The following is a 25,012-nucleotide window of genomic DNA, read 5'->3' as shown; positions in this document are numbered from 1 at the left end:
GAGCTCCATGACTGCCTGGAACCTGTTCACCGACCTCGGGTTCATCTGCCTGCTGCTGCTGACGGGCGCTTTCCTGCGGGCCAAGGTGAGGATCATCCAGTCCTTCTTCCTGCCTGCGAGCCTCATCGCCGGCGTCCTGGGACTGGTGCTGGGCCCCCATATGCTGGGCGTCATTCCCTTCTCCGAGGCTCTGGGGGACTATGCCGGCATCCTCATCGCCGTCGTCTTCGCCGCGCTGCCCTTCACCTCCCGGCTGGCCTCGTTCTCCCAAGCGGCGAAGAACGTGGTGACCACCTGGGCCGTCTCTCAGGCCGTCGTCGCCCTGCAATGGGGAGTGGGCCTGCTCTTCGGACTGGGCGTTCTGGCCGTGGTGTTCAGTGCCATGGAGATTCCCGACGGATTCGGCCTGATGCTCGCCGCCGGCTTCATGGGCGGGCACGGCACCGCGGCAGCGATCGCCGAGGTCTACGGAGAGCAGTGGGCTGAGGCTCAGAGCCTGGGTATGACGGCGGCAACTGTCGGCATCATGGTCTCGGTGATCGGCGGAATCATGATCATCAAGTACGAGTCCCAGCGCGGGGGCACCGCGTACCTGAAGAGCTTCAAAGACCTGCCCGAGGAGCTGCGGACCGGCATCGTCCACACTGAACGCCGTCAATCGGTGGGGGTCTCACCGGTGAGCACGATGTCGATTGATCCGCTGATCTACCATGCGGGGCTCATCCTCGGCGTGGCTGGCATCAGCTACCTGGTGGCCAGTGCGCTCTCCGACCTGGGGGATGGCATCAGCGTCCCCACCTTCTCCGTGGCCTTCCTGCTGGGCTTCGTGGTGCTCTTCCTCCTGAAGCTGGTGCGGGCGCAGCGCCACTTCGATCAGCAACTGTTCGAGCGCACCTCCAGCTCGGCCACCGATCTGCTCGTCGCCTTCGGCATCGCCTCTATCAACCCTGGGATTGTGGTGGCCTATGCGGGCCCCCTGGCGCTGCTGCTGGGCTTCGGCGTGCTGTTCATCCTGGGCTTCTACTTCCTGGTTGCCAAGCGCCTGTTCACCGATCACCAGGTGGAGCAGTCCATCTTCCTCTGGGGCTGGAACACGGGCACCGTCGCCATGGGCATTGCCTTGCTGCGGGTGGTGGACCCGGAGATGCGTTCCAAGACCTTGGACTACTACGGGGTGGCCTATGTGCCGATCGGCTTCGCTGACATTGCCATCATCGCCCTGCTGCCCGTGCTCGTGATGGGCGGATTTGCCTGGCCGGCCGCCTTGGTCCTCACGGCCGCGGGCATTGCGCTGCTGGTTGCCGCTCGGCTGACGGTCTCCCGCTCAGGTCCGAAGGAGCCCGAGCGGGAGGTGCCGCAGCCGAGCGGAGTCTGAAGGCTTCAGGACACAGGCGCCTTCTGCCGTGCCAGGTTCTTCTCCTCCACCGGTGCCTGGGAGGAGGCGCGCAGCCGGCGGTAGTGCTCCCGTGCCTCGTCCTGACGCTGAAGCTCGGTTCCCGAGGTGACCTCCATGCGTACGTGCTCGGGCTCGTAGCCGAAGGAGTCCACGATATCCTGCAGGTGCGGCCGCAGGCGGGCCAGAAGACGGTTCACATATGGAGTGAGCGTCTTGGCGCGGTGGGTCGAGATCCGGCCATGGCCCAAATACCAGTCCAGGGTTTGCTCCACGGTGGTCAGCGCGTAGACGTCCCGCAGCCACGTCATGATCTGCCGGGTGCCCTCGTCCTCGATCTCTGAGAGTGCCTCGGTAAAGGACTCCCACAGTAGCAGCTCCGCATGGGCCTTGGCGGCGTTGATGATCTCGAACTGGTGCTCGTTGAACACCGACGCTTGCTGAGCCTGGGGGAGCTTCGCGGCGCTGCGCAGCTGCGAGGCTGCGTCGATCACCATCTGGCGGGAGCGGTCCGTCAGGAGGTCGCGCTGGACGTCCTCCTGCTTGAACCAGTTGGCGCTGCGGCGCTCATCCCCGGTGTCCTGCACGGACTGGAAGGCCCGCCGCAGTCCAAAGCGGTGAATGACGGTGGAGCCCGCCTGAGACGCTACATAGCTGGCCAGAGCGCCCACATCGGCGCCCTTGAACTCCGAGGCGTAGTCGGAGAGCAGCCGTTTGGCCACCAGCTGTAGCAGCACATTGTTGTCGCCTTCGAAGGTGACGTAGATGTCCATGTCTGCCCGCAGGGACGCGAAGCGATTCTCGGAGATGAAGCCGGCGCCGCCGCAGGCCTCGCGCGCCTCCTGCAGGGTGTCCAGCGCGTGCCAGGTGGCGGTGGGTTTGATCGTGGCGGCCAGGGTCTCCAGCTCCTGCCTGTTCGCGTCGGAGTCGTCGCGGCCGGAGAAGACGTCGTCGAGCTTGGCGAGCAGCTTTTCCTGCGCAAAGCTCAGAGCCACCGTCTTGGCCAGGCGGGGGATCAGCCGTCGCTGGTGCAGCTGGTAGTCCAGCAGGACCTCTTCCTCGGTGGGAGAGGAGGCGTTGAACTGGCGGCGCTGGTTGCCATAGGTGACAGCGCCGATGAGTGCCAGCTTGCTGGCCGCCACGGCGGAGCCGCTCAGGGAGACCCGGCCCTGCACGAGGGTGCCCAGCATCGTGAAGAACCGCCGCCCGGGTGACTCGATGGGGGAGGCGTAGGTGCCTTCCTCATCGACGTCGCCGTAGCGGTTGAGCAGATTCTGGCGCGGGACGCGGATGTGGTCGAAGGCGATGCGCCCATTGTCGATGCCGTTCAGGCCGCCTTTGTGGCCGTCGTCGGTCAGGGTGATGCCTGGCAGCGGGTCTCCGTGCTCATCGCGGATGTCGACGTAGAAGCAATGCACGCCGTGGTTGACGCCGCGCGTGATGAGCTGAGCGAAGACCACCGCGGCCCGTCCGTGAAGGGCCGCATTGCCCAGGAACCGTTTGGTCGCCGCGGTGAACGGGGTGTGGATGACGAACTCGCCGGTCTCGGGGTCAAAGGTCGCGGTAGTGCCGATCGAGGCGACGTCGGAGCCGTGTCCGATCTCCGTCATCGCGAACGCTCCGGGGACCGAGAGGTCCATGGCTCCGGGGAGCCAGCGGCGCTGATGCTCCTCGCTGCCCAGGTGCATGATGGCTGCGCCGAAGAGGCCCCATTGGACCCCGGCCTTGATCTGCAGCGACGGGTCGGCGGTGACCAGCTCTTCGAAGGCGGCGATATTGGCGCCGTGGGCGTCGTCGCCGCCGAACTCGGTGGGGAAGGCGCGGTGGACGGCCTTGGCCTCCACCAGCTGATGCGCCTGCTGCAGGACGCGTCGCCGGTGCTCGTCCATAGTCAGTCCCTCGATCTTGTGGAACTTCGGATCTTTCAGGACGTCCCTGGCGGTCCGGCGAGTCTCGGCCCAGCGGCCCAGCAGAAGATTCTGCAGGGCCTGCCGGTCGACGACGGGAGTATCAGAAGAAACGGGGGTGGGGTGTGCGGGGTGGTGTGTCATGGTGACCTCCTGGGGTGTGACCCTCGACACAAACTAGTTTAAGATACTCATGAGTAATAAAAGCAAGTCCTGACCTTGCCATACTGATCCCAGGCCCGCTTGCCGGGACCGTGCCGAACCGCAACGGAGGTTGCTGTGGAAGAGATCACCGTCCGAGACGCCGTCATCATTGGCGGAAACCGCATTCCCTTTGCCCGCGCCCATCGTGCCTATGCCACCGCGTCCAATCAGGACATGCTCACCTCCGCGCTCAACGGGCTCGTCGCCCGCTTCGGGCTGCAGGGGCAGCGTCTCGGGGCGGTCGCCGGCGGCGCGGTGCTGAAGCACTCCAAGAACTTCAATCTGGTCCGTGAGTCCCTGCTGGGCACTCCGCTGGATCCCGCGACACCGGGCTTCGACGTGCAGATGGCCTGTGCCACCGGCATGGAAGCGATCGGCTCCCTGGCCAACAAGATCCGACTAGGCCAGATCGATTCGGCGATTGGAGCGGGAGTCGACTCCGTCTCCGACGCGCCGATCGTGGTCACCGACGAGCTGCGGGGAATCCTGATGGAGGCCAACCGCGCCAAGTCTGTGGGGCAGCGGCTGAAGGCGCTGTCCAAGATTCGCCCCGGACACCTTGCTCCGCAGGCACCAGGAGTCAACGAGCCACGCACCGGGCTCTCCATGGGGGAGCACATGGCCGTAACTGCCTACCGCTGGGGCATCACCCGGGCTGAGCAGGACGAGCTCGCGCTCGCCAGCCACCAGAACCTGGCTGCCGCCTATGAGGACGGGTTCTTCGATGACCTGATGACGCCGTTCAAGGGCGTCACGCGAGATAACAACATGCGGCCCGACACCACCCTGGAGAAGCTCGCATCCCTGAGTCCGGTCTTCGGCAAGGACCTGGGGGATGAGGCCACCATGACGGCGGCGAACTCCACGCCGCTGACCGACGGCGCGGCGACTGTGCTCCTGGGCTCCGAGGAGTGGGCTCGGGCCCACGATCTGCCGGTGCTGGCCACCTTCGTGGACTACGAGGAGGCAGCGGTCGACTTCGTGGACGGTGCGGAGGGGCTGCTCATGGCGCCCACCTACGCCGCCGCGCGCATGCTGGCCCGGCACGGCCTGAGCATGGAGGACTTCGAGTACTACGAGATCCACGAGGCGTTCGCCTCAACCGTCCTGGCGCAGATTAAGGCCTGGGAGTCGGAAGAGTTCTGCCAGGAGAAGCTCGGCCTTGACCGTCCCCTGGGCAGTGTGGACCGCAGCCGTCTCAACGTCACCGGCTCCTCATTGGCCGCCGGGCATCCCTTTGCTGCCACGGGGGCCCGCATCGTGGCCACGCTGGCGAAACTTCTGCACGGCAAACCCGGCAAGCTGGGCTTCATCTCCGTCTGCGCCGCCGGTGGTCAGGGCATTACCGCAATCATCGAGGGACGTTAGGGATGGAGGCACGCATGCCGAAGGACACCTACACCGAATTCGCCAACACGGGCCTGGGGCGGAAGCTCACCAAGGCGCTCGGTCTGCCGCAGCCGGCAGTCCTGCGCCGCTACGACCCCGAGGCCCCGCTGATCCCGGGTCCAGTCGTGGTCCTGGGCGAGGGGGAAGCGGCCGACGACGTCGCGGAGACCCTGCTGCGCTGGGACCTCGACGTGCGTCGTCATGTGGGCCCAGGCAGCATCAGCGCCTCCGAGCGGCTCTCCGCCGTGGTCGCGGTCTTCAGCACAGCGGCCCGCCCCGCGCAACTCTCTGAGCCGGCGCTGGGACTCGGAAGCCTGCTGAAGCAGCTGGGGTCATCGGCGCGGGTGGTCACGGTCTTCAGGGATCCCGCCGGTACCGCGGATCCCGCTCAGCGCGCGGCCCGCAAGGGCGTCGAGGGGCTCACGCGCTCGCTGGCCCACGAGATGCGCGCCGGCGGCACGGCCAATGGCATCATGCTTGAAGAGTCCTTGGACCTCACCGCTCCCAGCGTCACAGCGGCCCTGCGGTTCCTGCTCTCCGGACGCTCAGCCTTCGTCTCCGGCCAGTTCATCTCAGTGACGAGCACCACCGGGGCCCTGCCGCAGGAATGGGTATCTCCGCTGCAGGGGCAGGTCGCGGTAGTCACCGGGGCGGCCCGCGGTATCGGGGCAGCCATTGCGCGGACGCTCCACCGCGACGGCGCCGATGTCATCACGGTGGACATACCCGCCGCGGGGGAGCAGTTGGCCAGCGTGGCCAACGAGGTCTCAGGGACCGCGCTGCAGGTCGACATCACCGCCTCCGACGCTGCCGAGCGGATCCTCGAGCACGCTGAACAGCACTATGGACGTCTCGACATCGTGGTGCACAACGCGGGCATCACTCGCGACAAGCTCCTGGCCAATATGGACCTGGGGCGATGGGACTCGGTGATCGCGGTGAACATCGAGGCTCAGCTGCGCATGAACGAGGCATTCCTCGCCTCCGAGCTCTTCAGCCGCACGGATTCCGGCGTCGGCCCCCGGATCGTCTCCCTGGCCTCGACCTCCGGCATCGCCGGCAACCGCGGCCAGACCAATTACGCCGCTTCCAAAGCCGGAGTCATCGGGATGGTCTCGGCGACCTCACCGGCTCTGCAAGCGCGCCATGGGAGCATCAACGCCGTGGCGCCCGGGTTTATCGAAACCGAGATGACGGCGAAGATCCCCTTCGCCACGCGCGAGGTGGCCCGCCGCCTGAACTCGCTGAACCAGGGCGGCAGGCCCGAAGACGTGGCTGAGACCATCGCCTACCTGGCCTCACCTGCGGCAGCCGGAACCTCGGGGATGACCCTGCGGGTCTGCGGACAGAACCTCGTAGGAGCGTGAACAATGCCGCTGCCCACCACTGATGACACCACCCGGCCCCCACGACTGAGCCGGCTCTACGCCCGTGCGGCGATAGGGGCCGTACGCAGTCGGCTGAGCTTCAACGGCACCCTCAGCGCACTGCCCGATGACCCGGTCAGTGTCCTGCATCCCGGCATTAGCGTCGCCCAGGCGGAGGCGTATCGCCGCCTGGTCGGGGGAGAGGCGTTTGACGGCGTCCACCGTGCTTCCCTGCCGTCCGTGCTGGTCCACACAGCGGCCTTCCCGGTGCAGATGGCTTTGATGAGTGCGGAAAACTTCCCCCTGCAGCTGATGGGGATGGTGCACTTGAGCAACGAGGTGCACCACCGGCACCAAGTGCTCGCCGGTCAGGCCCTGCGCATTCAGGCACGGGCCAGGAACCCCCGAGCGCACCGGCGCGGAACCCAGGTGGACATCGTCACGGAGATCCGGCTCGCTGATCAGCAAGAGTCTTCGGCGACCGTGCTGTGGAGCAGCACCTCTACCTACCTCAGCCGCGGCACTTACATCGCCGGCAGGCCTACTTCGAGTGACCAGCGTGAAGTGACTGAGCCTTTCATCCCTCCGCCGAAGACTGCGCTGTGGAGCTTCGGCGCCGAGGCAGGCAGGGACTACGCCGCCGTCTCCGGGGACTACAACCCCATTCATCTCTCCGGGATCAGTGCTAAGGCGCTGGGCATGCCGGGGCCGATCCTTCACGGCATGTTCTCTGCGGCCAGGATGCTCGAAGGCCGCGAGCCCGAAGCGGCAGGGCATCGGTGGGAGATCACCTTCGAGGCGCCGGTGCGGCTTCCGGGACGCGTGGCCTTCGCCGTGGAGCAGGACGGCGACCACCTGCAGCGCTTCACGGGATGGAATCCGAAGCCGCGGGCCGACGGAAGCTTCCGCCGGCACTTTCGGGGAACTCTGCACCTGCCGGAATAGCCTCGGGATGGGATGGCCGCCCATGCGAGGAGTAGGATTCTCCCATGGCACCACCGAGGGGACGCAGCAGCGCCAAGAAGGACGACGGCGCAGACTTCCGCACGGTGACCCCGGCTCCGCTCATGCTGTTCAAGGGTTCCGAAGATTACGTGGCATCCCGGGCTCTGGACCGGGTCAAAGCCTCCCTCCGGCAGCAGCACGCGCAACTGGAGTACACCCGGTTCAACGTCGCCGACGCCGCCTCCGGTGAACTGGCCACGCTGGCTTCGCCGTCGCTCTTCGGGGAGCCCCGGCTGATTCTGGCGGAGGACTTGGCGGGAATGAATGACACCTTCCTCGCGGACGCGCTCGCCTTCCTGAAGGAGCCGGTCGATGAGGACGTCACGGTCATCTTTCGGCACACCGGCGGAAATCGGGGCAAGAAGCTGCTTGACGCCTTGTCCAAGCGCGCCGTGGTGGTGGACTGCTCGCCGGTCAAGAGCGACGCCGACAAGCTGGACTTCGTGCGTCAGGAGTTCCGTGCTGCCTCCCGGAGCATTCATCCTGAAGCCGCGCGCGCCCTGGTGGCGGCTGCCGGAGGCACGTTATCCGACCTGGGCGGCGCCTGCCAGCAGCTTATGCGGGACGTCTCCGGGGACATCAGCGCCGAGCACGTGGACCGGTACTTCGGGGGACGGGTGGAGGCCAGCGCCTTCAAAGTCGCCGACGCAGCCTTTGAAGGCAGGGGAGAGGCCGCTACCCGGCTGTACCGCCACGCTCTGGCCACCGGCGTCTCTCCCGTGGCCGTCACCGCCGCCCTGGCCCGAAAGGGCCGCCAGATCGCCGCGCTGGTGGACTATCGCGGCCCTCAGGCACAGATCGCTTCAGCCCTGGGCGTGCCACCCTGGCAGCTGAAGCAAGCCGCGGATACCGCGCGCCGGTGGACTCCCGCCCGGGCAGCGGATGCGGTGGAAGCCGTCGCTCAGGCAGATGCCGAGGTCAAAGGCGTCTCTCGCACGCCGGAGTACGCGGTGGAGAAAGCGATCGTGAAGATCTCTGCTAAAATTTAGAGCTAGTGTCTACTGGTCCTTACCGGACCTTGCACTCCCTGCGACGGCATTTGCGTGCAGCTTAGGGCCCCTCTACCCGACGAGCTGCGCGAATCGCCACGGCACCCCACGCCTGAGAGTCTTCCGTCGTCGCGCCGGTGAGTGTGCCCGTCTACCAACGCATGATGAAGTAAGGAACCACTACGTGGCAAACATCAAGTCTCAGAAGAAGCGCATCCTCACGAACGAGAAGGCACGCCTGCGCAACCAGGCCGTGAAGTCTGAGGTGAAGACCGCCTCCAAGAAGGTCCGCGTGGCCGTGGCCGAGGGTAACAAGGACGCCGCTGTGGCCGCACAGCGCGAGGCCGCCCGCAAGCTGGACAAGGCCGTCTCCAAGGGCGTCATCCACAAGAACCAGGCCGCCAACCGCAAGTCCGGTCTGGCTGCCCTGGTCAACAGCCTCTGAGTTTGTTCCGGCAGCGGGGGAACCCCGCTGCCTCTCGGCGACCTGACGCTCGCCTTCGGGCCTGAAGGTGGTCCCGCAGGCGGGAGGTCCGTCTGCTCTGGGCGAGCTGAGGCTCGCCTTCACGCCTGAAGTCGGAACCACGCGATTGCTCCGCAGGGACCGTCCGGCAGCACGAAGGCCCCGCACGGCATCACCGTGCGGGGCCTTCGTCGTAGTATGGAGGGTCAGTAAGCGAAGTACGCGAGCAAAGGACGTCTCACACCGTGTCACCCAAGGCCCGCACCCCACTGGTGCCCGCCGCTACCGATCCCGGAGCGATCCGCAACTTCTGCATCATCGCCCACATCGACCACGGCAAGTCCACCCTCGCCGACCGCATGCTGCAGTTGACCGGTGTGGTCACCCCGCGTGACATGAAGGCCCAGTACCTGGACCGCATGGACATTGAGCGCGAACGCGGCATCACCATCAAGTCCCAGGCCGTGCGCATGCCCTGGGAGCTCGATGGTCAGACCTACGCCTTCCACATGATTGACACCCCCGGGCACGTGGACTTCTCCTACGAGGTCTCGCGTTCCCTGGCGGCCTGCGAGGGTGCTCTTCTGCTGGTCGACGCGGCACAGGGCATCGAGGCCCAGACGCTGGCCAACCTCTACCTGGCCATGGAGCACGATCTAGCCATCATCCCGGTGCTCAACAAAATCGACCTGCCCGCGGCCCAGCCGGACAAATACGCCGAGGAGATCGCGGGCCTCATCGGGTGCGAACCTGATGATGTGCTGCGAGTCTCCGGCAAAACCGGTGAGGGCGTGGAGGCGCTGCTGGACCGGATTGTTGCCGAGATCCCTGCACCCGTGGGCGACGCCGATGCGCCGGCCCGTGCCATGATCTTCGACTCCGTCTACGACACCTACCGCGGCGTGGTCACCTTTGTGCGTGTGGTTGACGGCAAACTCAGCCACCGCGAGAAAATCCAGATGATGTCTACCGGCGCTACGCATGAGCTCCTGGAGATCGGTGTCTCCTCACCCGAGCCCGAAGCCACCAAGGGCCTCGGTGTGGGGGAGGTGGGCTACCTCATCACCGGTGTGAAGGACGTGCGGCAGTCCAAGGTCGGCGATACCGTCACCAGCCAGGCCCGTCCCGCAGAAGCGATCATCGGCGGCTACGAGGAGCCCAAGCCCATGGTCTTCTCCGGGCTGTTCCCTATCGACGGCTCAGACTTCCCTGTGCTGCGCGAGGCCCTGGAGAAGCTTCAGCTCAACGACGCAGCGCTGAACTTCGAGCCGGAGACGTCGACAGCGCTGGGCTTCGGATTCCGCGTGGGCTTCCTGGGGCTGCTGCACCTGGAGATCACGCGCGAACGACTGGAGTCCGAATACAACCTGGACCTGATCTCCACCGCCCCCAACGTGGTCTACGAGGTCACGGCAGAGGACGGCACCGTCCACAAGGTCACCAACCCCTCCGAGTTCCCCGAGGGCAAGATTCACGAGATCCGCGAGCCCGTGGTGGACGCGACCATCATTGTGCCCAGTGACTACATCGGTGCGGTCATGGAACTCTGTCAGTCCCGCCGTGGCCAGATGGAGGGGATGGACTATCTCTCCGAGGAACGCGTGGAGATCCGCTACAAGATGCCTCTGGCCGAGATTGTCTTTGACTTCTTCGACCAGCTGAAGTCGCGCACCAAGGGGTATGCCTCGCTGAACTGGCAGGGCACCGGAGATCAGGCGGCTGACCTGGTCAAGGTCGACATCCTGCTGCAGGGCGACAAAGTGGACGCTTTCAGTGCCATCACGCACCGGGACCACGCCTACGCCTACGGTGTGAAGATGGCCTCCAAGCTCAAGGAACTCATTCCGCGCCAGCAGTTCGAGGTGCCCATTCAGGCCGCCATCGGTTCGCGCATCATTGCGCGCGAGAACATCCGCGCGATCCGCAAGGACGTGCTCTCCAAGTGCTACGGCGGCGACATCAGCCGCAAGCGCAAGCTGCTGGAAAAGCAGAAGGAGGGCAAGAAGCGCATGAAGATGGTCGGCACGGTGGAGGTTCCCCAGGAAGCATTCATCGCCGCGCTCAGCTCTGACGAAGGCAACGCCAAGGAGAAGAAGTAGCCGGTGCCGGGGACCCTGCCGCTGGGAGACCCGGTACCGGCTGACGGCTCCTTCCCCTCGGCCGTTCGCGAGGCCCTGGACGCGCGAGCTGACAAGCCCTTCGGGCTCTACGTCCACATTCCGTTCTGCAGCGTGCGCTGCGGCTACTGCGACTTCAACACCTACACCGCAGAGGACCTGGGTCCTGGGGCATCGCGGGCGAGCTACCCAGATACGCTGATTGCGGAGCTGGAGTTAGCCGCACGCGTGCTCGAGGCCGCTGGTGCCCCGCAGCGCAGGCTCTCCACGGTGTTCTTCGGCGGCGGCACGCCCACCCTGCTGCCCGCCGAAGACTTGGCCCGCATCCTGACACGAGCCCGGGAGCTCTTCGGCTTTGTTCCCGGTGCGGAGATCACCACCGAGGCGAACCCGGATACGGTCAGCCCGGAGACGGCGCAGATCCTCGCTGATGCAGGCTTCACGCGTCTGAGTCTGGGGATGCAGTCAGCAGTGCCGAAGGTTCTGCAGGTGCTGGATCGCACCCACAATCCTTCTAATGTGCCGAAAGCCCACGCGGCGGCCCGCGCGGCGGGGCTGGAGACCTCCCTTGACCTGATCTATGGCACACCGGGGGAGAGCCTGGAGGACTGGCGCGTCAGCCTTGAAGCGGCGTTGTCCTGCGCCCCAGACCATGTCTCCGCCTACTCGCTCATCGTCGAGGAAGGAACCGCGATGGCGGCCAAGATCCGACGCGGTGAACTCCCTGACATCGATCCTGATGACCAGGCGGACAAGTATCTGCTGGCTGATGAGATGCTCAGTGCCGCCGGCTATGACTGGTACGAGGTCTCGAACTTCGCCACCGCCGAGACCACGCGTTCCCGGCACAACCTGAACTACTGGCTGGACTCCGACTGGTGGGGAGCGGGTCCGGGTGCTCACTCCCACCTGGCGGGGCTGCGGTGGTGGAACGTCAAGCACCCGGCGGCCTATGCCCAGCGACTCGCGACTGGAACCTCGCCCGGCCATGGGCGTGAGCTTCTGGATGACGAGGCGGTGGTGCTGGAGCATCTGATGCTGCGCCTGCGCATCCGTGAGGGACTTGATGTCGCCGAATACAACGGGCTTCCCCAGCGGGCCCGTCGTGGAGGGGAGCCGATCACCGCGAAGGTCCTGAACCAGCTCGTCTCGGACGGACTCATCGAGGAGCAGGCCGCCCATGCGTCGTCGTCGGCCCCCGAAGGGCGTGCCGTACTCACCCTGAAGGGGCGCCTACTGGCCGACGCGGTGACTCGCCGTCTGGCGCCGTGACAGGCGGTCAGGGCTTTGTGGCGCCGCAGGTAATCAGCGGATCAGGCGCAGGTTCAGCACGTAGCGGTAGGGGCGGCCCTTATTGCACTCGATACCGCCGATGAGTCCAGAAAGGGCCATATAGGCCCAGGTCAGCACAGCAGCGATGCTGCCGATCCAGTCGATGCCGGGGATGAAGGCCATACCGTAGAAGACCACCATCACCACAGTCAGCGGGAGCGCGAAGTTCAGCGCCTCCTTGGACTCCTGCTCGGTGAAGGGACCGCGGTCGCGGAAGACGAGCCAGATGACCAGCGCCGGCAGGCAGCCGGCGACACCGCCGAAGTGCGCCAGTGTGGCCCATCGGCGGTCTTCGGCCGGGGTCAGCGCAGGAGCTTTGGGACCCGAGCCCTTGGTGGGGCCTGAGCCTTTCAGCGGGGAGGACACAGTCAATCGGGCCTTTCTTCACGACGTGCGGGACAGTGCAGAAGTGTCACTAATTCTACGGGCGGTGGCTGAAAGAAGACTGGTGAGAGAGGGTGTGTTGGCAGCCTTCTGCCGGCGCATGAGGGCCCGTCAGGACTCGACAGTGACGAAATCGATCAGTTCCTCGACCCGGCCCAAGAGGCTGGGCTCGAGGTCGGCGTAGCTTCGGACCCGACCAAGAATCTGCTTCCACCCATGGGCGATGTCACGCTGGTTCCGCGCCGGCCACCCGAGGGCTCGCAGTGTCCCTACCTTGATGTCGGTGCCGCGGGGAATGGTGGGCCACTGCTTCAGTCCCAGCAGCTGGGGTTTGACGGCCTGCCAGACATCTACATAGGGATGCCCCAGCACCAGGACGTTGCCGCGGGCTCCCGGCAGGGACATCGCGGCCTCCGCGATGCGCGTTTCCTTGGAGCCGCTGACCAGGTGGTCCAGCAGCACCCCGATGCGCCGCTGGGGGCCGGGCTGGAACGCTTCGATCGCCGCCACGAGGTCATCAGCTCCGTGGAGAGGTTCGACGACGATACCCTCCACGCGCAGGTCATAGCCCCACACTTTCTCCACCAGCTCCGCGTCGTGGGTCCCCTCAACCCAGATGCGGGAGGCGCGCGCGGTGCGGGCACGTGCAGTGGCCACCGCGAAGGAGCCTGAGGCGGTGCGCGTCGGGCCGGCCGCCGTCGTGGGCTGTGGTGCAGGGGGCGCCAGCTCCACGGGCTCGCCGTCAATGAGAAATCCGTGGCCGAGCGGAAACGCCCGGACCTTGCCGCGCCGGTCCTCCAGGCGAACCACCTGTACGCCGCCGGCCTTCTCGACTCCGATCACTGCTCCGACCCAGCCGGAGTCAGCCTCCTCCACCACCGTGCCGTGCTCAGCTGCCACGGAGGGCACCTGGCGGAACTGGCGTCGTCGTCTCTCACTCAGGTCCTGGGCGCCCCAGGAGGAGTAGTCGGTGAAGTTCGGTGTCACAGGCTCGGAGCCTAGCAACCGCGGGTGGCGGATGCTGGGCAGCAACGCACAAGCTTGTAGAATTAGCAGTCAAAGAACGCGAGTGCTAATGACTCAGCTCGGAGGTGTGACGTGTCGGATACCCGCAGGCTCCATGTGCTGCGCGCCATTGTGGAGGACTATGTCCACACCCGCGAGCCCGTGGGCTCCAAGGCCCTTGTGGAGCGCCATCACTTGGAGGTCTCGCCGGCCACGATCCGCAATGATATGGCCCATCTGGAAGAGGAGGGACTGATCATGGCGCCCCACACCTCCGCGGGGCGCATCCCCACGGATCAGGGGTATCGCCTGTTCGTGGACCGGATCACCGAGGTTCGACCGCTCTCAAAGGCTGAGCGCAAAGCCATGGATGCCCTGGTCGAGGCCGCCGACGACTATGAGTCCATGCTGGAGCAGACCGTGCGCCTGCTGGCTATGCTCACCAACCAGGTCGCGGTGATCCAGCACCCTCAGCAGTCCACGGCCAAGATCCGTCACGTGGACGTGGTGCAGATGAGCCCGCACAAGGCCCTGACCATCGTGATCCTCTCCTCCGGCAGGGTGGAGCAGCGCATGGTCACGCTGTCGGATGACATCGACGAGGATTCCCTGCACCGCATCGGCCAGCGGCTCTCCGAGCAGCTCTACCACCGGTCTGCATCAGCCACCCCGCTGCCCCTGGATGAACTGATCGGCTCCGTGGAGCCGGCGCTGCAGCCGCCCATGGCGGTCATCGCCAACGCCGTAGAGGCCATTCTTGAGGCGGGGCGAGTGGATCGCATCATCATGGCCGGGACTGCTAACCTCGCCAAGTCGGGCGGTGACCTGGGACCGGCCATCGGACCCATCCTGGAAGCGCTCGAGGAGCAGGTCGTGCTGCTGCGGCTGCTGCACGAGATGCAGCAGGATCAGCGGGGGCTCTCCGTGGCCATTGGTCGGGAGACCTCCCACGACTCCCTGGCCGAGACCTCTGTGGTTGCCGCGGAGTACGTCACGACCGGCCCCGGGGGTGAGGGCGCCAAGCTCGGCGTCGTCGGCCCCACGCGCATGGACTACGGCTCCACCATGTCCGCGGTCCGTGCCATGGCCCGATACCTGTCCCGCATACTCTCTGAAGGGTGAGAACCAACACGCATGAGCTCTGACTACTACGAGGCGCTCGGCGTCAGCCGCGACGCATCGGCCGAGGAGATCAAGAAGGCCTACCGCAAGAAGGCCCGCAAGCTCCATCCCGATGTGAACCCTGGAGAGGACGCCGAAGAGCAGTTCAAACTCCTGGGCACCGCCTACGAGGTCCTCTCCGATCCGGAGAAGCGCCGGAACTACGACACCACGGGCGACCCCAACGGACGGCCGGCCGGCGGATTCGGCGGTGCAGGAGGTGGCGGATTCGGCGGGTTCAGCGACATCTTCGAGACCTTCTTCGGGGGAGGAGGATCCGGCGGTCCTGCCTCGCGCACCCGGCGGGGCCAGGACTCTTTGATCCGTGTGCGCATCGACCTGCGCGATGCGGTCTTCGGGACCACCAAGGAGATCGAGGTCGAGACTGCTGTGACCTGCAGTGAGTGCAACGGCTCCTGCATGCGCCCGGGCACGACGCCGACCACCTGCCCCGACTGTCACGGGCAGGGACAGATCCAGCGGCCCATGCGCTCCATCCTCGGCACCGTCATTCAGACTCAGACGTGCGCCCGATGCGCTGGCTTCGGCAACATCATTGAGGACCCGTGCCAGGAGTGCGACGGGCAGGGCCGGGTGCGTGAGCGCAAGAGCCTGAAGATCAAGATCCCTGCCGGGGTGGATAAGGGTAACCGCATCCATCTGGCTGGCGAGGGCGAGGCCGGGTTGGCCGGAGGGCCTGCGGGCGATCTCTTTGTTGAGGTCGACATCCGACCCCACGAGGTCTTCACGCGGCGAGGCAATGACCTGCATGCGACCGTGACCGTGCCGATGACTGCCGCGGCCCTGGGCACCACCGTGACGCTGGAGACCTTCGACGGCGAGGAGGAGGTCGAGGTCAAGCCGGGCACGCAGTCCGGCCAGGTCCTGACTCTGCGCGGCAAGGGCGTATCGCACCTGCGCGGCTCGGGCCGGGGCGATCTGAAGATTCACCTGAAGGTGGAGACGCCCACGAAGCTCACCGACAAGCAGCGTGAGCTGCTGCGGATGCTGGCCGAGGAGCGCGGCGAGGAGCTCGGCGAATCCACCACCGAGCATCGCGGGGTATTCGCGAAGCTGCGTGAGGCCTGGGACTCCCTGTGACCGCGCCCCTGTTCCATCTCACCCCCGATGCCCTGCAGGAGGCTGCAGTGGGACAGACCGTGGTGCTCGATGGAGCTGAGGGCCACCATGCGGCGACCGTCATGCGTCTGGGGGTGGGGGAGCAGGTCCTGCTCTCGGACACCCGGACCCGACGAGTTGCCGGCGTCGTGGTGGAAACCGGGTCCGGGGCCCTCACCGTGGAGGTCCGCGAAGTTCATGATGAGTCAGAGCCCCTGCCCCGGCTGGTGCTCGTACAGGCTCTGGCCAAGGACCGGCGCGACCTGCAGGCGGTGGAGTCCGCCACGGAGCTCGGGGTCCACGCCGTGATTCCCTGGCAGGCAGAGCGCTCCGTGGCACGTTGGAAGCAGGGGCGGGAGGCGAAGAAGCACGCCGAATGGGTCAACATCGCCGTCACCGCCGCCAAACAGACCCGCCGGACGTCGATTCCGGACGTCAGGTCCCTGCACACCACCGCGCAGTACGCGGCTGCCGTGCGGGAAGATTCCCGGGTCGTAGTCATCACGCTGCATGAGGTCGAGACAACCAGCTTCCGCAAAGCCGTGGAGCAGGCCGCCGCGCAGGAAGGGATCCATGAGCTGCACCTGGTGGTCGGGCCCGAAGGCGGCATCAGCGAACGTGAGCTTGGCCTGCTAAGGGAAGCGGGTGCTTCCTCCGCCCGGCTGGGACCGAACGTACTGCGCTCCTCCACCGCGGGTCCCGCGGCCCTGGCCACCGCGCAGCTGCTGTTGGGACGTTGGGATTCGGGCGTAAACTAAGCACCACCACCACCGACCACTAGCGAGGTTCTCATTACCGAGGTTCCCACGGCGACCGCCGAGCAGACCGTCCATTTCGCCGATTCGGAGACCATGTTCCGCACGCTCGGCGTGCAGGACCTGGCGCTGCGCATTCTGGCCGGCCTCTACCCGGACACCAGCGTCGGGCTGAGGGAGAAGCTCATCACCGTCGCCGGCCCCGCTTCGGAGGTCTCCCAGATCGTGGAAGTCCTCACGCAGCTGAAGACGCTGGGCGCCTCGGGTACCACGGCCACCGAGGAGATCGTCGAACAGATCGCCACCATGGTCCGCGCGGCCGATGCCAAGACCAGCGCGCGCATGGTCTCCACCAACATCCTCTCCCACCGGGGCCGGACCATCCGCCCTAAGACCTCCAACCAGCAGAGGTACGTGGACACCATCGACGAGTCCACCGTGGTCTTCGGGATCGGTCCCGCCGGCACCGGCAAGACGTACCTGGCGATGGCCAAGGCGGTGCAGGCGCTGCAGGCCAAGGAGATCAACCGGATCATCCTCACTCGCCCGGCCGTGGAGGCCGGTGAAAAGCTGGGGTTCCTTCCCGGTTCGCTCAACGACAAGATCGATCCCTACCTGCGCCCTCTCTACGATGCGCTGCACGACATGATCGAGCCGGAGTCGATCCCGCGGCTCATGGAATCCGGCACCATCGAAGTGGCGCCGCTGGCGTATATGCGCGGCCGCACCCTCAACGACTCCTTCATCATTCTTGACGAGGCGCAGAACACCACCGCCGAGCAGATGAAGATGTTCCTCACCCGACTGGGCTTCAACTCCAAGATCGTGGTCACCGGAGACATTACGCAGGTTGATCTGCCTCGCGGCACCGACTCCGGCCTGCGCACCGTGCTGGACATTCTCGAGGGCGTGGAGGACATCAGCATCTGCCGCCTGACCAGTGACGACGTGGTCCGGCACGCCCTGGTCGGACGCATCGTGGACGCCTATGAGTCCTACCAGGCCCGGGGTGAGCAGGCCCGGGGGGACCGTACACGGGTCAACCGGTCCCGTCGCGGACGCGAGGCCGACGGGGGCTCTCGCACATGACCGTAACGCTCGACGACGAGTCCGGGAGTCCTCTCATCACCGCCGCCCATCTGGCGGAGCTTACCGATCTCACGGCGTTCCTCTACGCCCGGCTGGGACTGGGGAGTGCAGTGGAGCTGTCGGTGACCCTGGTGGACGAGGAGGAGATGGAGCGCCTGCACCTGGAGTGGATGGATCTACCCGGTCCCACGGATGTGATGAGCTTTCCCATGGACGAGCTGCGTCCCGGCAGTCCCGAGCAGCCTGTCGCAGAGGGAACTCTCGGCGATATTGTGCTCTGTCCCGCCGTCGCTCAGAGTCAGGCGGAGACTGCCGGGCACTCCCTTAGCGACGAGCTCTGCCTGCTGACCACCCACGGCATGCTGCATCTGCTAGGCCACGACCACCATGAGCCCGCAGAGCGCACAGAGATGTTCGGACTGCAAAAGGCTTTGCTGGAAGAGTTCCTGGGGCGGGAAGCCCCTGTCCCCACCGAAACCGACCCCGCAGAGTGAGTGTGCCGATGACCGAGCCTGACCCCGTCCTGAGCGAGTTCCCCGAGTACGACGAGAACTTCCGTGCTGGCTTCGCCAGCTTCGTGGGGCGGCCGAATGCCGGAAAGTCCACGCTGACCAACGCACTCGTGGGCGAGAAGGTGGCGATCACCTCCTCGAAGCCCCAGACCACCCGCCATACGATCCGCGGGATCGTGCACCGGCCCCAGACCCCGGAGCGGCCCGGAGCCCAGCTGGTGCTGGTGGACACCCCCGGACTTCACCGGCCGCGCACCCTGTTGGGCAGCCGGCTGAACGATCTGGTCGTCGACACCCTCAGCGAGGTCGACGTCGTCGGATTCTGCATTCCGGCTGACGAGAAAGTCGGTCCAGGAGACCGGTTCATTGCAGGCCAGCTGACCAAGGTCTCCCACAAGCCAGTGGTGGCCCTGGTGACCAAGGTGGATAAGATCCCGAAGGACCAGCTTGCTGAGCAGCTGATCGCGGTGGACCAGCTGGGGCGAGAGCACCTGGCCGGCGAGAAGAAGCAGGCCGAGGGTTTCACCGCGATCATCCCGGTCTCGGCGGTCAAGGGGGAGCAGGTCGACGTCGTCGCCGATAAGCTCATCGCCATGATGCCGAAGTCCCCGCCGCTCTACCCCACGGGTGAGCTCACCGATGAGCCGGAAGTCGTCATGGTGGCGGAACTGGTGCGCGAAGCGGCCCTGGAGGACGTCCGCGACGAGCTTCCGCATTCCATCGCCGTGACCGTCGAGGAGATGAATCCCCGCGAAGACCGGCCTGCGGATAAGCCGCTGTTGGACATTCACGCGACCATCCACGTGGAGCGCGACTCGCAGAAGGGCATCATCATCGGCAAGGGCGGGTCCCGGCTCAAAGCAATCGGCGCCCAGGCCCGGGAGGGGATCGTGAAGTTGCTGGGCACACCCGTCTATCTCGACCTGCACGTGAAGGTCACCAAGGAGTGGCAGCGCGACGCGAAGAAGCTCAACCGACTCGGGTTCTGAGCTGGACCTCGCCAGTCCACATCCTGGACGAGCTTCAGGAGGGGTTTCTCGGCGTCGTGGGGCGTGCTAGGTTCTGTGATGTGCAGAGCATTCACCACACCGCGCTACTACTAGAGCTTCTCCGCCGCAGCGGGGAAGAGCTTGTGCGCGTGTAGGTCACCGCGGGCAAACTTCCAGGTCGAATCCCCGCTGCGGAGTCACCGGCACTTTTCACAGTCGCCAGCTCGACCGCAGTCTCGATTGCTCACTCTATGAAGCACTAAGGAAGTTCCTATGCGTCAGCTCCAGAAACCCTCAGCGATGCCGTACCAGCGGTACACCCCCTTCCAGGACCAGATCACCGTCTCCCTCCCGGAGAGGACCTGGCCGGACAAGGTCATCACGGAAGCCCCACGCTGGTGCGCGGTGGACCTGCGCGACGGCAACCAGGCGCTCATCGATCCCATGAGCCCGGACCGCAAGCACCGGATGTTCGATCTGCTGGTCAAGATGGGCTACAAGGAGATCGAGGTCGGATTCCCGGCGGCCTCGCAGACGGACTTCGACTTTGTCCGCCAGCTCATCGAGCAGAACAAGATTCCCGACGACGTCTACATCCAGGTGCTGACCCAGGCTCGCGAGCACCTGATCGAGCGCACCTTCGAGGCGATCGACGGCGCCCCCCGGGCCATCGTGCACCTGTACAACTCCACCTCGGTGCTGCAGCGAGAGGTCGTCTTCAAGCAGGACAAGGACGGCATCGTCGATATCGCCACCACCGGCGCGCGCCTGTGCAAGAAGTTCGAGGAGAACCTGAGGCACAACACCGAGATCGTCTACCAGTACTCCCCGGAGTCCTTCACCGGAACCGAACTGGACTTCGCCGCCCACATCTCCAATGAGGTCGTGGAGATCTTTGGGGCGACGCCGGAGAAGAAGGTCATCGTGAACCTCCCGGCCACCGTGGAGATGGCCACGCCCAACGTCTATGCCGACTCCATCGAGTGGTTCCACCGGAACATTGCCAACCGGGACTCCATCATTCTGTCTCTGCACCCGCATAACGACCGGGGCACCGGAGTCGCCGCAGCGGAGCTGGGATACATGGCCGGTGCCGACCGCATCGAGGGATGTCTCTTCGGCAACGGGGAGCGGACCGGCAACGTCGACCTCGTGACCCTGGGCATGAACCTCTTCAGCCAGGGCATCGATCCGCAGATTGACTTCTCCGACATGGACGAGATCCGCCGCACGGCCGAATACTGCAACCAGATGCCCGTCCCGGAGCGCTCACCCTGGGCGGGCGACCTGGTCTTCACCGCATTCTCCGGATCCCATCAGGACGCCATCAACAAGGGCTTCGCCCACATGGACGCCCGGGCAGAGGCTGAGGGGAAAAACCGCGATGAGCTCACGTGGGCCGTGCCCTATCTGCCGATCGATCCGAAGGACATCGGGCGCAGCTACGAAGCGGTGATCCGCGTCAACTCCCAGTCGGGCAAGGGCGGCGTGGCCTACGTGCTCAAAACCGAGCACGGACTGGACCTGCCGCGGCGGGCTCAGGTGGAGTTCTCCGGGGTCATTCAGCGCCGCGCCGACACCGGCGGGGGAGAAGTCACCCCCGCAGAGATCTGGCAGATGTTCCAGGACGAGTACCTGCCCGTGGACGAGGATGCACGGCAGTGGGGTCACTACCGGCTGGGCACGGTGACCACCGCGTCAACTCCCGAGGGGGAGTTCTCCATGGAGGCCGAGCTCTACACCGCAGGCCAGCTGGCCACCAAGGAAGCCAGGGGCAACGGCCCCATCTCCGCACTGCTCCACCTTCTGCAGGCCGACGGCGTGGACGTCCGCCTGCTCGACTACAGCGAGCACACCCTCAGTGCCTCCGGGGACGCTGCGGCAGCCTCCTTCGTCGAACTGGCCATTGGAGAGCGGGTCCTGTGGGGCGTGGGCATCGACACCAATACGACCCTTGCGAGCCTCAAGGCCGTGATCTCTGGCGTGAACCGCGCTATTCGCGACGCCTGAGGACTACTCTTAGGGCATGACCGGATCCACGTTCGCCTCGCGCAGCTGGCGCGACCTCGCGATAGTGCTGCGCACCCAGAAGCTGGGCGAGGCGGACCGGATCATCACCGCACTGACCGCCTTCAACGGCCTGGTGCGGGGCGTGGCCAAGGGTGTCCGCCGCACGCAGTCGAAGTTCGGTGCCACCCTGGAGCCCTTCATGGTGGCCGATGTGCAGTTCGTCCACGGCCGCAGCCTGGAGATCATCACCCAGGCCCAGGGCAGGGGATCCTACGGCACGGCCATCGCGGCGGATTATGAGAAGTACACCGCGGCACACACCATGGCTGAGGCGGCTGAGCGCCTCACCGAAGCGTCGGGCGACTCCGACAGCAAGCAGTTTGATCTGCTCCACGGCGCCTACTCTGCGCTGGCACGGGGAGTTCATGCGCCAGATCTGGTGCTGAACTCCTACCTTCTGCGCGCGCTGGCGGCGGCGGGCTGGGCGGTCACCTGGTCGGCGTGTGCGGCATGCGGGCAACCCGGCGCCCACACCGGCTTCCACGCCGCAGCAGGGGGACCGGTCTGCGAGGCATGCCGTCCCCCGGGGACCCGGACCATTCCCGACGGGACCGCCCGGTTCCTGCACGCCCTACAGCAGGGACAGTGGGGGCACACCGTCGACATCCATCCGGATATCCGGCACGAGGCGACGGGCGTGGTCACTAGCTACGCCCAGCACCATCTGGACCGGCGTCTGACCTCCCTGGGCACGCGTCATTGACCGGGAAGGCACCGCATCAGCACCGCCTCCTGAGACAATAGGCACGATGACGCCTCAGAACTATGACGATCCCTGGCCGCACGCGGGCGGCGCCACGGCCCCGAACCTTCCCCCGGAGCTCATTCCAGCCCATGTAGCTGTGGTGATGGACGGCAACGGCCGGTGGGCCAACCAGCGCGGACTGCCCCGCACCGAAGGACACCGTGCCGGAGAGCACTCTCTGATGGAAGTGATGGCAGGCGCCATCGAGTCCGGGATCAGGCACGTCAGCGTCTACGGATTCTCCACCGAGAACTGGAAGCGCTCCCCGGAGGAGGTCCGGTTCATCATGAGCTATTCCCGGGACGTACTGCGACGGCAGCGGGACGTTCTGAACTCCTGGGGCGTGCGCATTCGCTGGAACGGGCGGCGCCCCAAACTGTGGCGATCGGTGATCAAGGAGCTCGAAGCCGCTGAGGAGCTGACCCGTCACAATACTCGGGCCACGCTGACGATGTGCGTGAATTACGGGGGCCGCGCTGAGATCACCGATGCCGTGAAGCAGATTGCGGAAAAGGTCGCCCGCGGAGAGCTCAGTCCCAAACATATCCGCGAGTCCACCGTCGCCGCTCACCTGGATGAGCCGGACCTGCCGGACGTGGATCTCTTCCTGCGCAGCTCCGGAGAGCAACGCATCAGCAACTTCCTGCTGTGGCAGTCTGCCTACGCAGAAATGGTCTTCCTCGATACGCTCTGGCCCGACGTCGACCGCACGACGCTGTGGGAGGCCATCGAAATCTACGCCCAGCGGGACAGGCGCTACGGGGGAGCGGTGGACAAGGTTCGTCGCGGCTGAGTGCGGCCGCGTCGGCCTACTCCGTGTCGGGACCGTAGGCCCGCAGCCAGCGGACCGTCTCGGCAAAGGCTCCCATACGGACTGTCTCCTCGGAGGCGAAGACGTCGTGCATGGCCCGCGGGACCCGCAGGACGGTGACGCAGCGGCCCAGCTTGACGGCTCGGCGCGCCAGCAGATCCACGTCCAGGACGCCGTCGTTCTCCTGGTACTCCTGCGTCCAGTGGCGGCGGTAGACCGTCCCTGAGGAGAGCAGGACCAGAATAGGCATGGGCAGGTCCAGGCCCCGGTGGACCTGGCGGTGACCTGCGAAGACGGCCTTCAACCACCCCACCGTCATGGGGAAGGGCTGACGAGGTCGCCAGCGCGGATGCAGCGTCCACTCCCCGTGCGCCTGGTCGGAGAGGGACTCCCAGTAGTTGTCTAGACGCGGCACCTTCAGGGTAGCCTTCGGATTCAGTGCCTTCACCGGTGCCACCAACCCTTCCGCGGCTGTGCGCGCCGGTACATCACCGGGCACCTCCAGCCAGGGGCTGTTGAGCACCAGAGCACCGACGTCGCGCGGATGCCGGTGGGCGTAGAGCGCGGCGATGAGACCGCCAGTGGAGTGACCGTGAATGATCGGGACGGGCGCTTCCGGATTCTCCTGCCGCAGTACCCGCAGCGCCGCGGTGATCTCCTGGTCGTACTCCTCGAGATCTTCAATATGTCCCGGAGACTGCCCCTCACGGAGGCTACGTCCATACTTGCGCAGATCCAGGGCGTAGAAGCGGTGACCTGCACGGGCCCATTCGGTGGCCATCGGCAGGTTGTAGAAGTAGTCCGTCCAGCCGTGGATCTGCAGCACCGGAGCTCCCGGTGCCTCACGGGGCTTGCCGGAAGGCCCCTCGGACTCCAAGCGCACCAAGGTCGCGGACACAGGGCCTTCAAAGTCCTCACCCAGGGGGAGGGTGCGGCGGGAACAGCCCGGCAGGTAGTCCTCAACCCACTGGTTCGCAGGAGCATCCTCCAGCAGGTCCTCGGACAGCTCATGAAGCTCGGTGATGGACGGCATGCCATCGAGTTTAGAAACTGCTCCTGAGGGGCGGCTGAGTGCATCCCAGATAGGATGATTCTCATGTCATCCTCGGCGCCGGTCTACCAGCTCATCTTCCGCTCCGTCCTCTCCCGTCTGGATCCTGAGCAGGCTCACGGACTGGTCGTCAGCGGACTGCAGACTGCTCAGCGCCTAGGAGTCACGCGGGTGCTGGAGAAGCTGACTCGCCCCGCGCCCCGGCTGCGCACCCAGGCGCTGGGGTTGACGTTCCCCTCACCTTTCGGACTTGCTGCCGGTTTCGACAAGGGGGCGCACTCGGTGCTTCCCCTGGCCAGCCTCGGCTTCGGCCACATCGAGATCGGAACCGTCACCGGCCAGGCCCAGCCCGGCAACGACAAGCCCCGCCTCTTCCGGCTGGTGCAGGATCGTGCGCTCATCAACCGCATGGGCTTCAACAACGACGGCGCCACTGCAGTGCGGCAGCGCCTGGAGAGAACCCGGTCCCGAATGGAGCGAATGCGCCGCGCCGGACGCCATGTCCCAGTGGTGGGCGTGAACATCGGCAAGACCAAGATCGTTCCCCTCGAGGGCGCGGTGGAGGATTACCTCATCTCCACACGCACGCTGGCTCCGGTGGCCGACTATCTGGTGGTCAACGTGTCCTCGCCCAATACCCCGGGGCTGCGCCAACTGCAGGACATTGAGGCGCTGCGCCCTCTGCTTCGAGCGGTGGGGGAGGAGGCGGACGCTGCCGCAGGGCGGCACGTGCCCCTGCTGGTCAAGATTGCCCCGGACCTGGCCGACGCCGACATCGACGCGGTGGCGCAGCTAGTGCAGGAGCTGGCCCTGGACGGCATCATCGCCACCAATACCACCGTCTCCCGAGACGGCCTGCGCACCGCACCTGAGAAGGTCTCCGCCCTTGGAGCTGGAGGCCTGAGCGGGCCGGTCCTGGCCCCGCGTTCGCTGGAGGTGCTCAAGCGGCTGAGGAAGGTGCTGAAGGACGACGTCGTCATCATCTCGGTGGGGGGCGTCCAGGGACCCGAGGATGTTGCTCAGCGGCTGGCCCACGGAGCGGATCTGGTCCAGGGCTACACGTCCTTCATCTACGAAGGCGCGTTCTGGGTCCGCCGCATCAACAGGGGACTGGCAAGACGACGGTAATCCCGCAGAGGATTTCCCCGCCCGCGG

22 protein-coding genes are annotated in these 25,012 nt (G+C 66.0%); 18 read left to right on the top strand and 4 right to left on the bottom strand.

Going from position 1 to position 25,012, the window contains the following annotated elements; translation table 11 throughout:
* Positions 1-7: 7 nt before the first annotated feature.
* Positions 8-1,375, top strand: coding sequence for a sodium/glutamate symporter (locus RH857_RS00765; RefSeq protein WP_310536066.1), 1,368 nt, complete (start codon positions 8-10; stop codon positions 1,373-1,375).
* Between the two features lie 5 nt (positions 1,376-1,380).
* Here RH857_RS00765 and RH857_RS00760 read toward each other — a convergent pair whose 3' ends face one another.
* Positions 1,381-3,444, bottom strand: a complete 2,064-nt coding sequence (locus RH857_RS00760; protein ID WP_310536065.1) for an acyl-CoA dehydrogenase family protein — start codon at positions 3,442-3,444, stop codon at positions 1,381-1,383.
* 135 nt (positions 3,445-3,579) lie between these two features.
* Here RH857_RS00760 and RH857_RS00755 point away from each other — a divergent pair, with 135 nt between their 5' ends.
* The 7 genes from RH857_RS00755 (at position 3,580) to hemW (ending at position 12,106) form a co-directional block, all read left to right on the top strand.
* Positions 3,580-4,872, top strand: a complete 1,293-nt coding sequence (locus tag RH857_RS00755) for an acetyl-CoA C-acetyltransferase (RefSeq protein ID WP_310536064.1) — start codon at positions 3,580-3,582, stop codon at positions 4,870-4,872.
* Between the two features lie 14 nt (positions 4,873-4,886).
* Positions 4,887-6,260, top strand: coding sequence for a 3-oxoacyl-ACP reductase (locus tag RH857_RS00750; protein ID WP_310536063.1), 1,374 nt, complete (start codon positions 4,887-4,889; stop codon positions 6,258-6,260).
* Between the two features lie 3 nt (positions 6,261-6,263).
* A complete protein-coding gene (locus RH857_RS00745) occupies positions 6,264-7,205 on the top strand; it encodes a MaoC/PaaZ C-terminal domain-containing protein (protein ID WP_310536062.1) in 942 nt (313 codons plus the stop codon).
* 44 nt (positions 7,206-7,249) lie between these two features.
* Positions 7,250-8,254, top strand: a complete 1,005-nt coding sequence (holA, locus tag RH857_RS00740) for a DNA polymerase III subunit delta (RefSeq protein ID WP_310536061.1) — start codon at positions 7,250-7,252, stop codon at positions 8,252-8,254.
* 184 nt (positions 8,255-8,438) lie between these two features.
* A complete protein-coding gene (gene rpsT / locus RH857_RS00735; protein WP_310536060.1) occupies positions 8,439-8,699 on the top strand; it encodes a 30S ribosomal protein S20 in 261 nt (86 codons plus the stop codon).
* 263 nt (positions 8,700-8,962) lie between these two features.
* Complete coding sequence (lepA, locus tag RH857_RS00730; RefSeq protein WP_310536059.1) at positions 8,963-10,816, top strand: translation elongation factor 4; 1,854 nt, start codon at positions 8,963-8,965, stop codon at positions 10,814-10,816.
* A 3-nt stretch (positions 10,817-10,819) separates the two neighbouring features.
* On the top strand, positions 10,820-12,106 hold the full coding sequence (gene hemW, locus RH857_RS00725) for a radical SAM family heme chaperone HemW (RefSeq protein ID WP_310536058.1): 1,287 nt from the start codon (positions 10,820-10,822) through the stop codon (positions 12,104-12,106).
* A 33-nt stretch (positions 12,107-12,139) separates the two neighbouring features.
* Here the strand turns inward: hemW and RH857_RS00720 are convergent, their stop codons facing one another.
* The gene (locus RH857_RS00720; protein ID WP_310536057.1) at positions 12,140-12,532 is read right to left on the bottom strand and encodes a DUF4870 domain-containing protein; all 393 of its coding nucleotides are present in this window, start codon (positions 12,530-12,532) and stop codon (positions 12,140-12,142) included.
* Positions 12,533-12,661: 129 nt separating this feature from the next.
* The gene (locus tag RH857_RS00715) at positions 12,662-13,537 is read right to left on the bottom strand and encodes a DUF3097 family protein (RefSeq protein WP_310536056.1); all 876 of its coding nucleotides are present in this window, start codon (positions 13,535-13,537) and stop codon (positions 12,662-12,664) included.
* Positions 13,538-13,648: 111 nt separating this feature from the next.
* On the opposite strand from RH857_RS00715, the gene hrcA reads away from it, so the two are divergent.
* The 9 genes from hrcA to RH857_RS00670 all read left to right on the top strand — a co-directional run bounded on the left by hrcA (position 13,649) and on the right by RH857_RS00670 (position 22,788).
* Positions 13,649-14,677: a heat-inducible transcriptional repressor HrcA gene (gene hrcA / locus RH857_RS00710; RefSeq protein ID WP_310536055.1), complete on the top strand. Its 1,029-nt coding sequence runs from the start codon at positions 13,649-13,651 to the stop codon at positions 14,675-14,677.
* A gap of 12 nt (positions 14,678-14,689) precedes the next feature.
* Complete coding sequence (gene dnaJ, locus RH857_RS00705) at positions 14,690-15,817, top strand: molecular chaperone DnaJ (protein WP_310536054.1); 1,128 nt, start codon at positions 14,690-14,692, stop codon at positions 15,815-15,817.
* Complete coding sequence (locus RH857_RS00700) at positions 15,814-16,593, top strand: 16S rRNA (uracil(1498)-N(3))-methyltransferase (RefSeq protein WP_310536053.1); 780 nt, start codon at positions 15,814-15,816, stop codon at positions 16,591-16,593. Before dnaJ ends, RH857_RS00700 begins: the two co-directional genes overlap by 4 nt.
* Positions 16,594-16,626: 33 nt before the next feature.
* A complete protein-coding gene (locus tag RH857_RS00695; protein WP_425573397.1) occupies positions 16,627-17,679 on the top strand; it encodes a PhoH family protein in 1,053 nt (350 codons plus the stop codon).
* Positions 17,676-18,173 carry an rRNA maturation RNase YbeY gene (ybeY, locus tag RH857_RS00690; RefSeq protein ID WP_310536051.1) on the top strand — a complete coding sequence of 166 codons (498 nt, stop codon included), beginning with the start codon at positions 17,676-17,678 and terminating at the stop codon, positions 18,171-18,173. Before RH857_RS00695 ends, ybeY begins: the two co-directional genes overlap by 4 nt.
* Positions 18,174-18,181: 8 nt before the next feature.
* Positions 18,182-19,180 carry a GTPase Era gene (gene era, locus RH857_RS00685; protein ID WP_310536050.1) on the top strand — a complete coding sequence of 333 codons (999 nt, stop codon included), beginning with the start codon at positions 18,182-18,184 and terminating at the stop codon, positions 19,178-19,180.
* Positions 19,181-19,453: 273 nt separating this feature from the next.
* The gene (gene leuA / locus RH857_RS00680) at positions 19,454-21,190 is read left to right on the top strand and encodes a 2-isopropylmalate synthase (protein WP_310536049.1); all 1,737 of its coding nucleotides are present in this window, start codon (positions 19,454-19,456) and stop codon (positions 21,188-21,190) included.
* Between the two features lie 16 nt (positions 21,191-21,206).
* On the top strand, positions 21,207-21,953 hold the full coding sequence (recO, locus tag RH857_RS00675; protein ID WP_310536048.1) for a DNA repair protein RecO: 747 nt from the start codon (positions 21,207-21,209) through the stop codon (positions 21,951-21,953).
* A gap of 46 nt (positions 21,954-21,999) precedes the next feature.
* Complete coding sequence (locus RH857_RS00670; protein ID WP_310536047.1) at positions 22,000-22,788, top strand: isoprenyl transferase; 789 nt, start codon at positions 22,000-22,002, stop codon at positions 22,786-22,788.
* Between the two features lie 16 nt (positions 22,789-22,804).
* Here RH857_RS00670 and RH857_RS00665 read toward each other — a convergent pair whose 3' ends face one another.
* On the bottom strand, positions 22,805-23,839 hold the full coding sequence (locus tag RH857_RS00665) for an alpha/beta hydrolase (protein WP_310536046.1): 1,035 nt from the start codon (positions 23,837-23,839) through the stop codon (positions 22,805-22,807).
* A 63-nt stretch (positions 23,840-23,902) separates the two neighbouring features.
* Between RH857_RS00665 and RH857_RS00660 the strand changes: the two genes are divergently transcribed.
* Positions 23,903-24,985, top strand: a complete 1,083-nt coding sequence (locus tag RH857_RS00660) for a quinone-dependent dihydroorotate dehydrogenase (protein ID WP_310536045.1) — start codon at positions 23,903-23,905, stop codon at positions 24,983-24,985.
* The last annotated feature ends 27 nt before the right edge of the window (positions 24,986-25,012 follow it).

Source organism: Nesterenkonia flava (genome assembly GCF_031432335.1).
GTDB classification, from domain to species: Bacteria; Actinomycetota; Actinomycetes; order Actinomycetales; family Micrococcaceae; genus Nesterenkonia; species Nesterenkonia flava.
Note: the sequence above shows the minus strand (reverse complement) of the source record. Positions and strands in the feature narration are given on the sequence as shown.

Coding starts and splice junctions, on each gene's coding strand:
- dnaJ (WP_310536054.1), top strand. CDS start 14,690: ATGAGCTCTGACTACTACGAGGCGCTCGGCGTCAGCCGCGACGCATCG.
- leuA (WP_310536049.1), top strand. CDS start 19,454: ATGCGTCAGCTCCAGAAACCCTCAGCGATGCCGTACCAGCGGTACACC.
- era (WP_310536050.1), top strand. CDS start 18,182: ATGACCGAGCCTGACCCCGTCCTGAGCGAGTTCCCCGAGTACGACGAG.
- ybeY (WP_310536051.1), top strand. CDS start 17,676: ATGACCGTAACGCTCGACGACGAGTCCGGGAGTCCTCTCATCACCGCC.
- RH857_RS00660 (WP_310536045.1), top strand. CDS start 23,903: ATGTCATCCTCGGCGCCGGTCTACCAGCTCATCTTCCGCTCCGTCCTC.
- holA (WP_310536061.1), top strand. CDS start 7,250: ATGGCACCACCGAGGGGACGCAGCAGCGCCAAGAAGGACGACGGCGCA.
- RH857_RS00760 (WP_310536065.1), bottom strand. CDS start 3,444: ATGACACACCACCCCGCACACCCCACCCCCGTTTCTTCTGATACTCCC.
- recO (WP_310536048.1), top strand. CDS start 21,207: ATGACCGGATCCACGTTCGCCTCGCGCAGCTGGCGCGACCTCGCGATA.
- RH857_RS00665 (WP_310536046.1), bottom strand. CDS start 23,839: ATGCCGTCCATCACCGAGCTTCATGAGCTGTCCGAGGACCTGCTGGAG.
- RH857_RS00670 (WP_310536047.1), top strand. CDS start 22,000: ATGACGCCTCAGAACTATGACGATCCCTGGCCGCACGCGGGCGGCGCC.
- RH857_RS00750 (WP_310536063.1), top strand. CDS start 4,887: ATGCCGAAGGACACCTACACCGAATTCGCCAACACGGGCCTGGGGCGG.
- RH857_RS00745 (WP_310536062.1), top strand. CDS start 6,264: ATGCCGCTGCCCACCACTGATGACACCACCCGGCCCCCACGACTGAGC.
- RH857_RS00765 (WP_310536066.1), top strand. CDS start 8: ATGACTGCCTGGAACCTGTTCACCGACCTCGGGTTCATCTGCCTGCTG.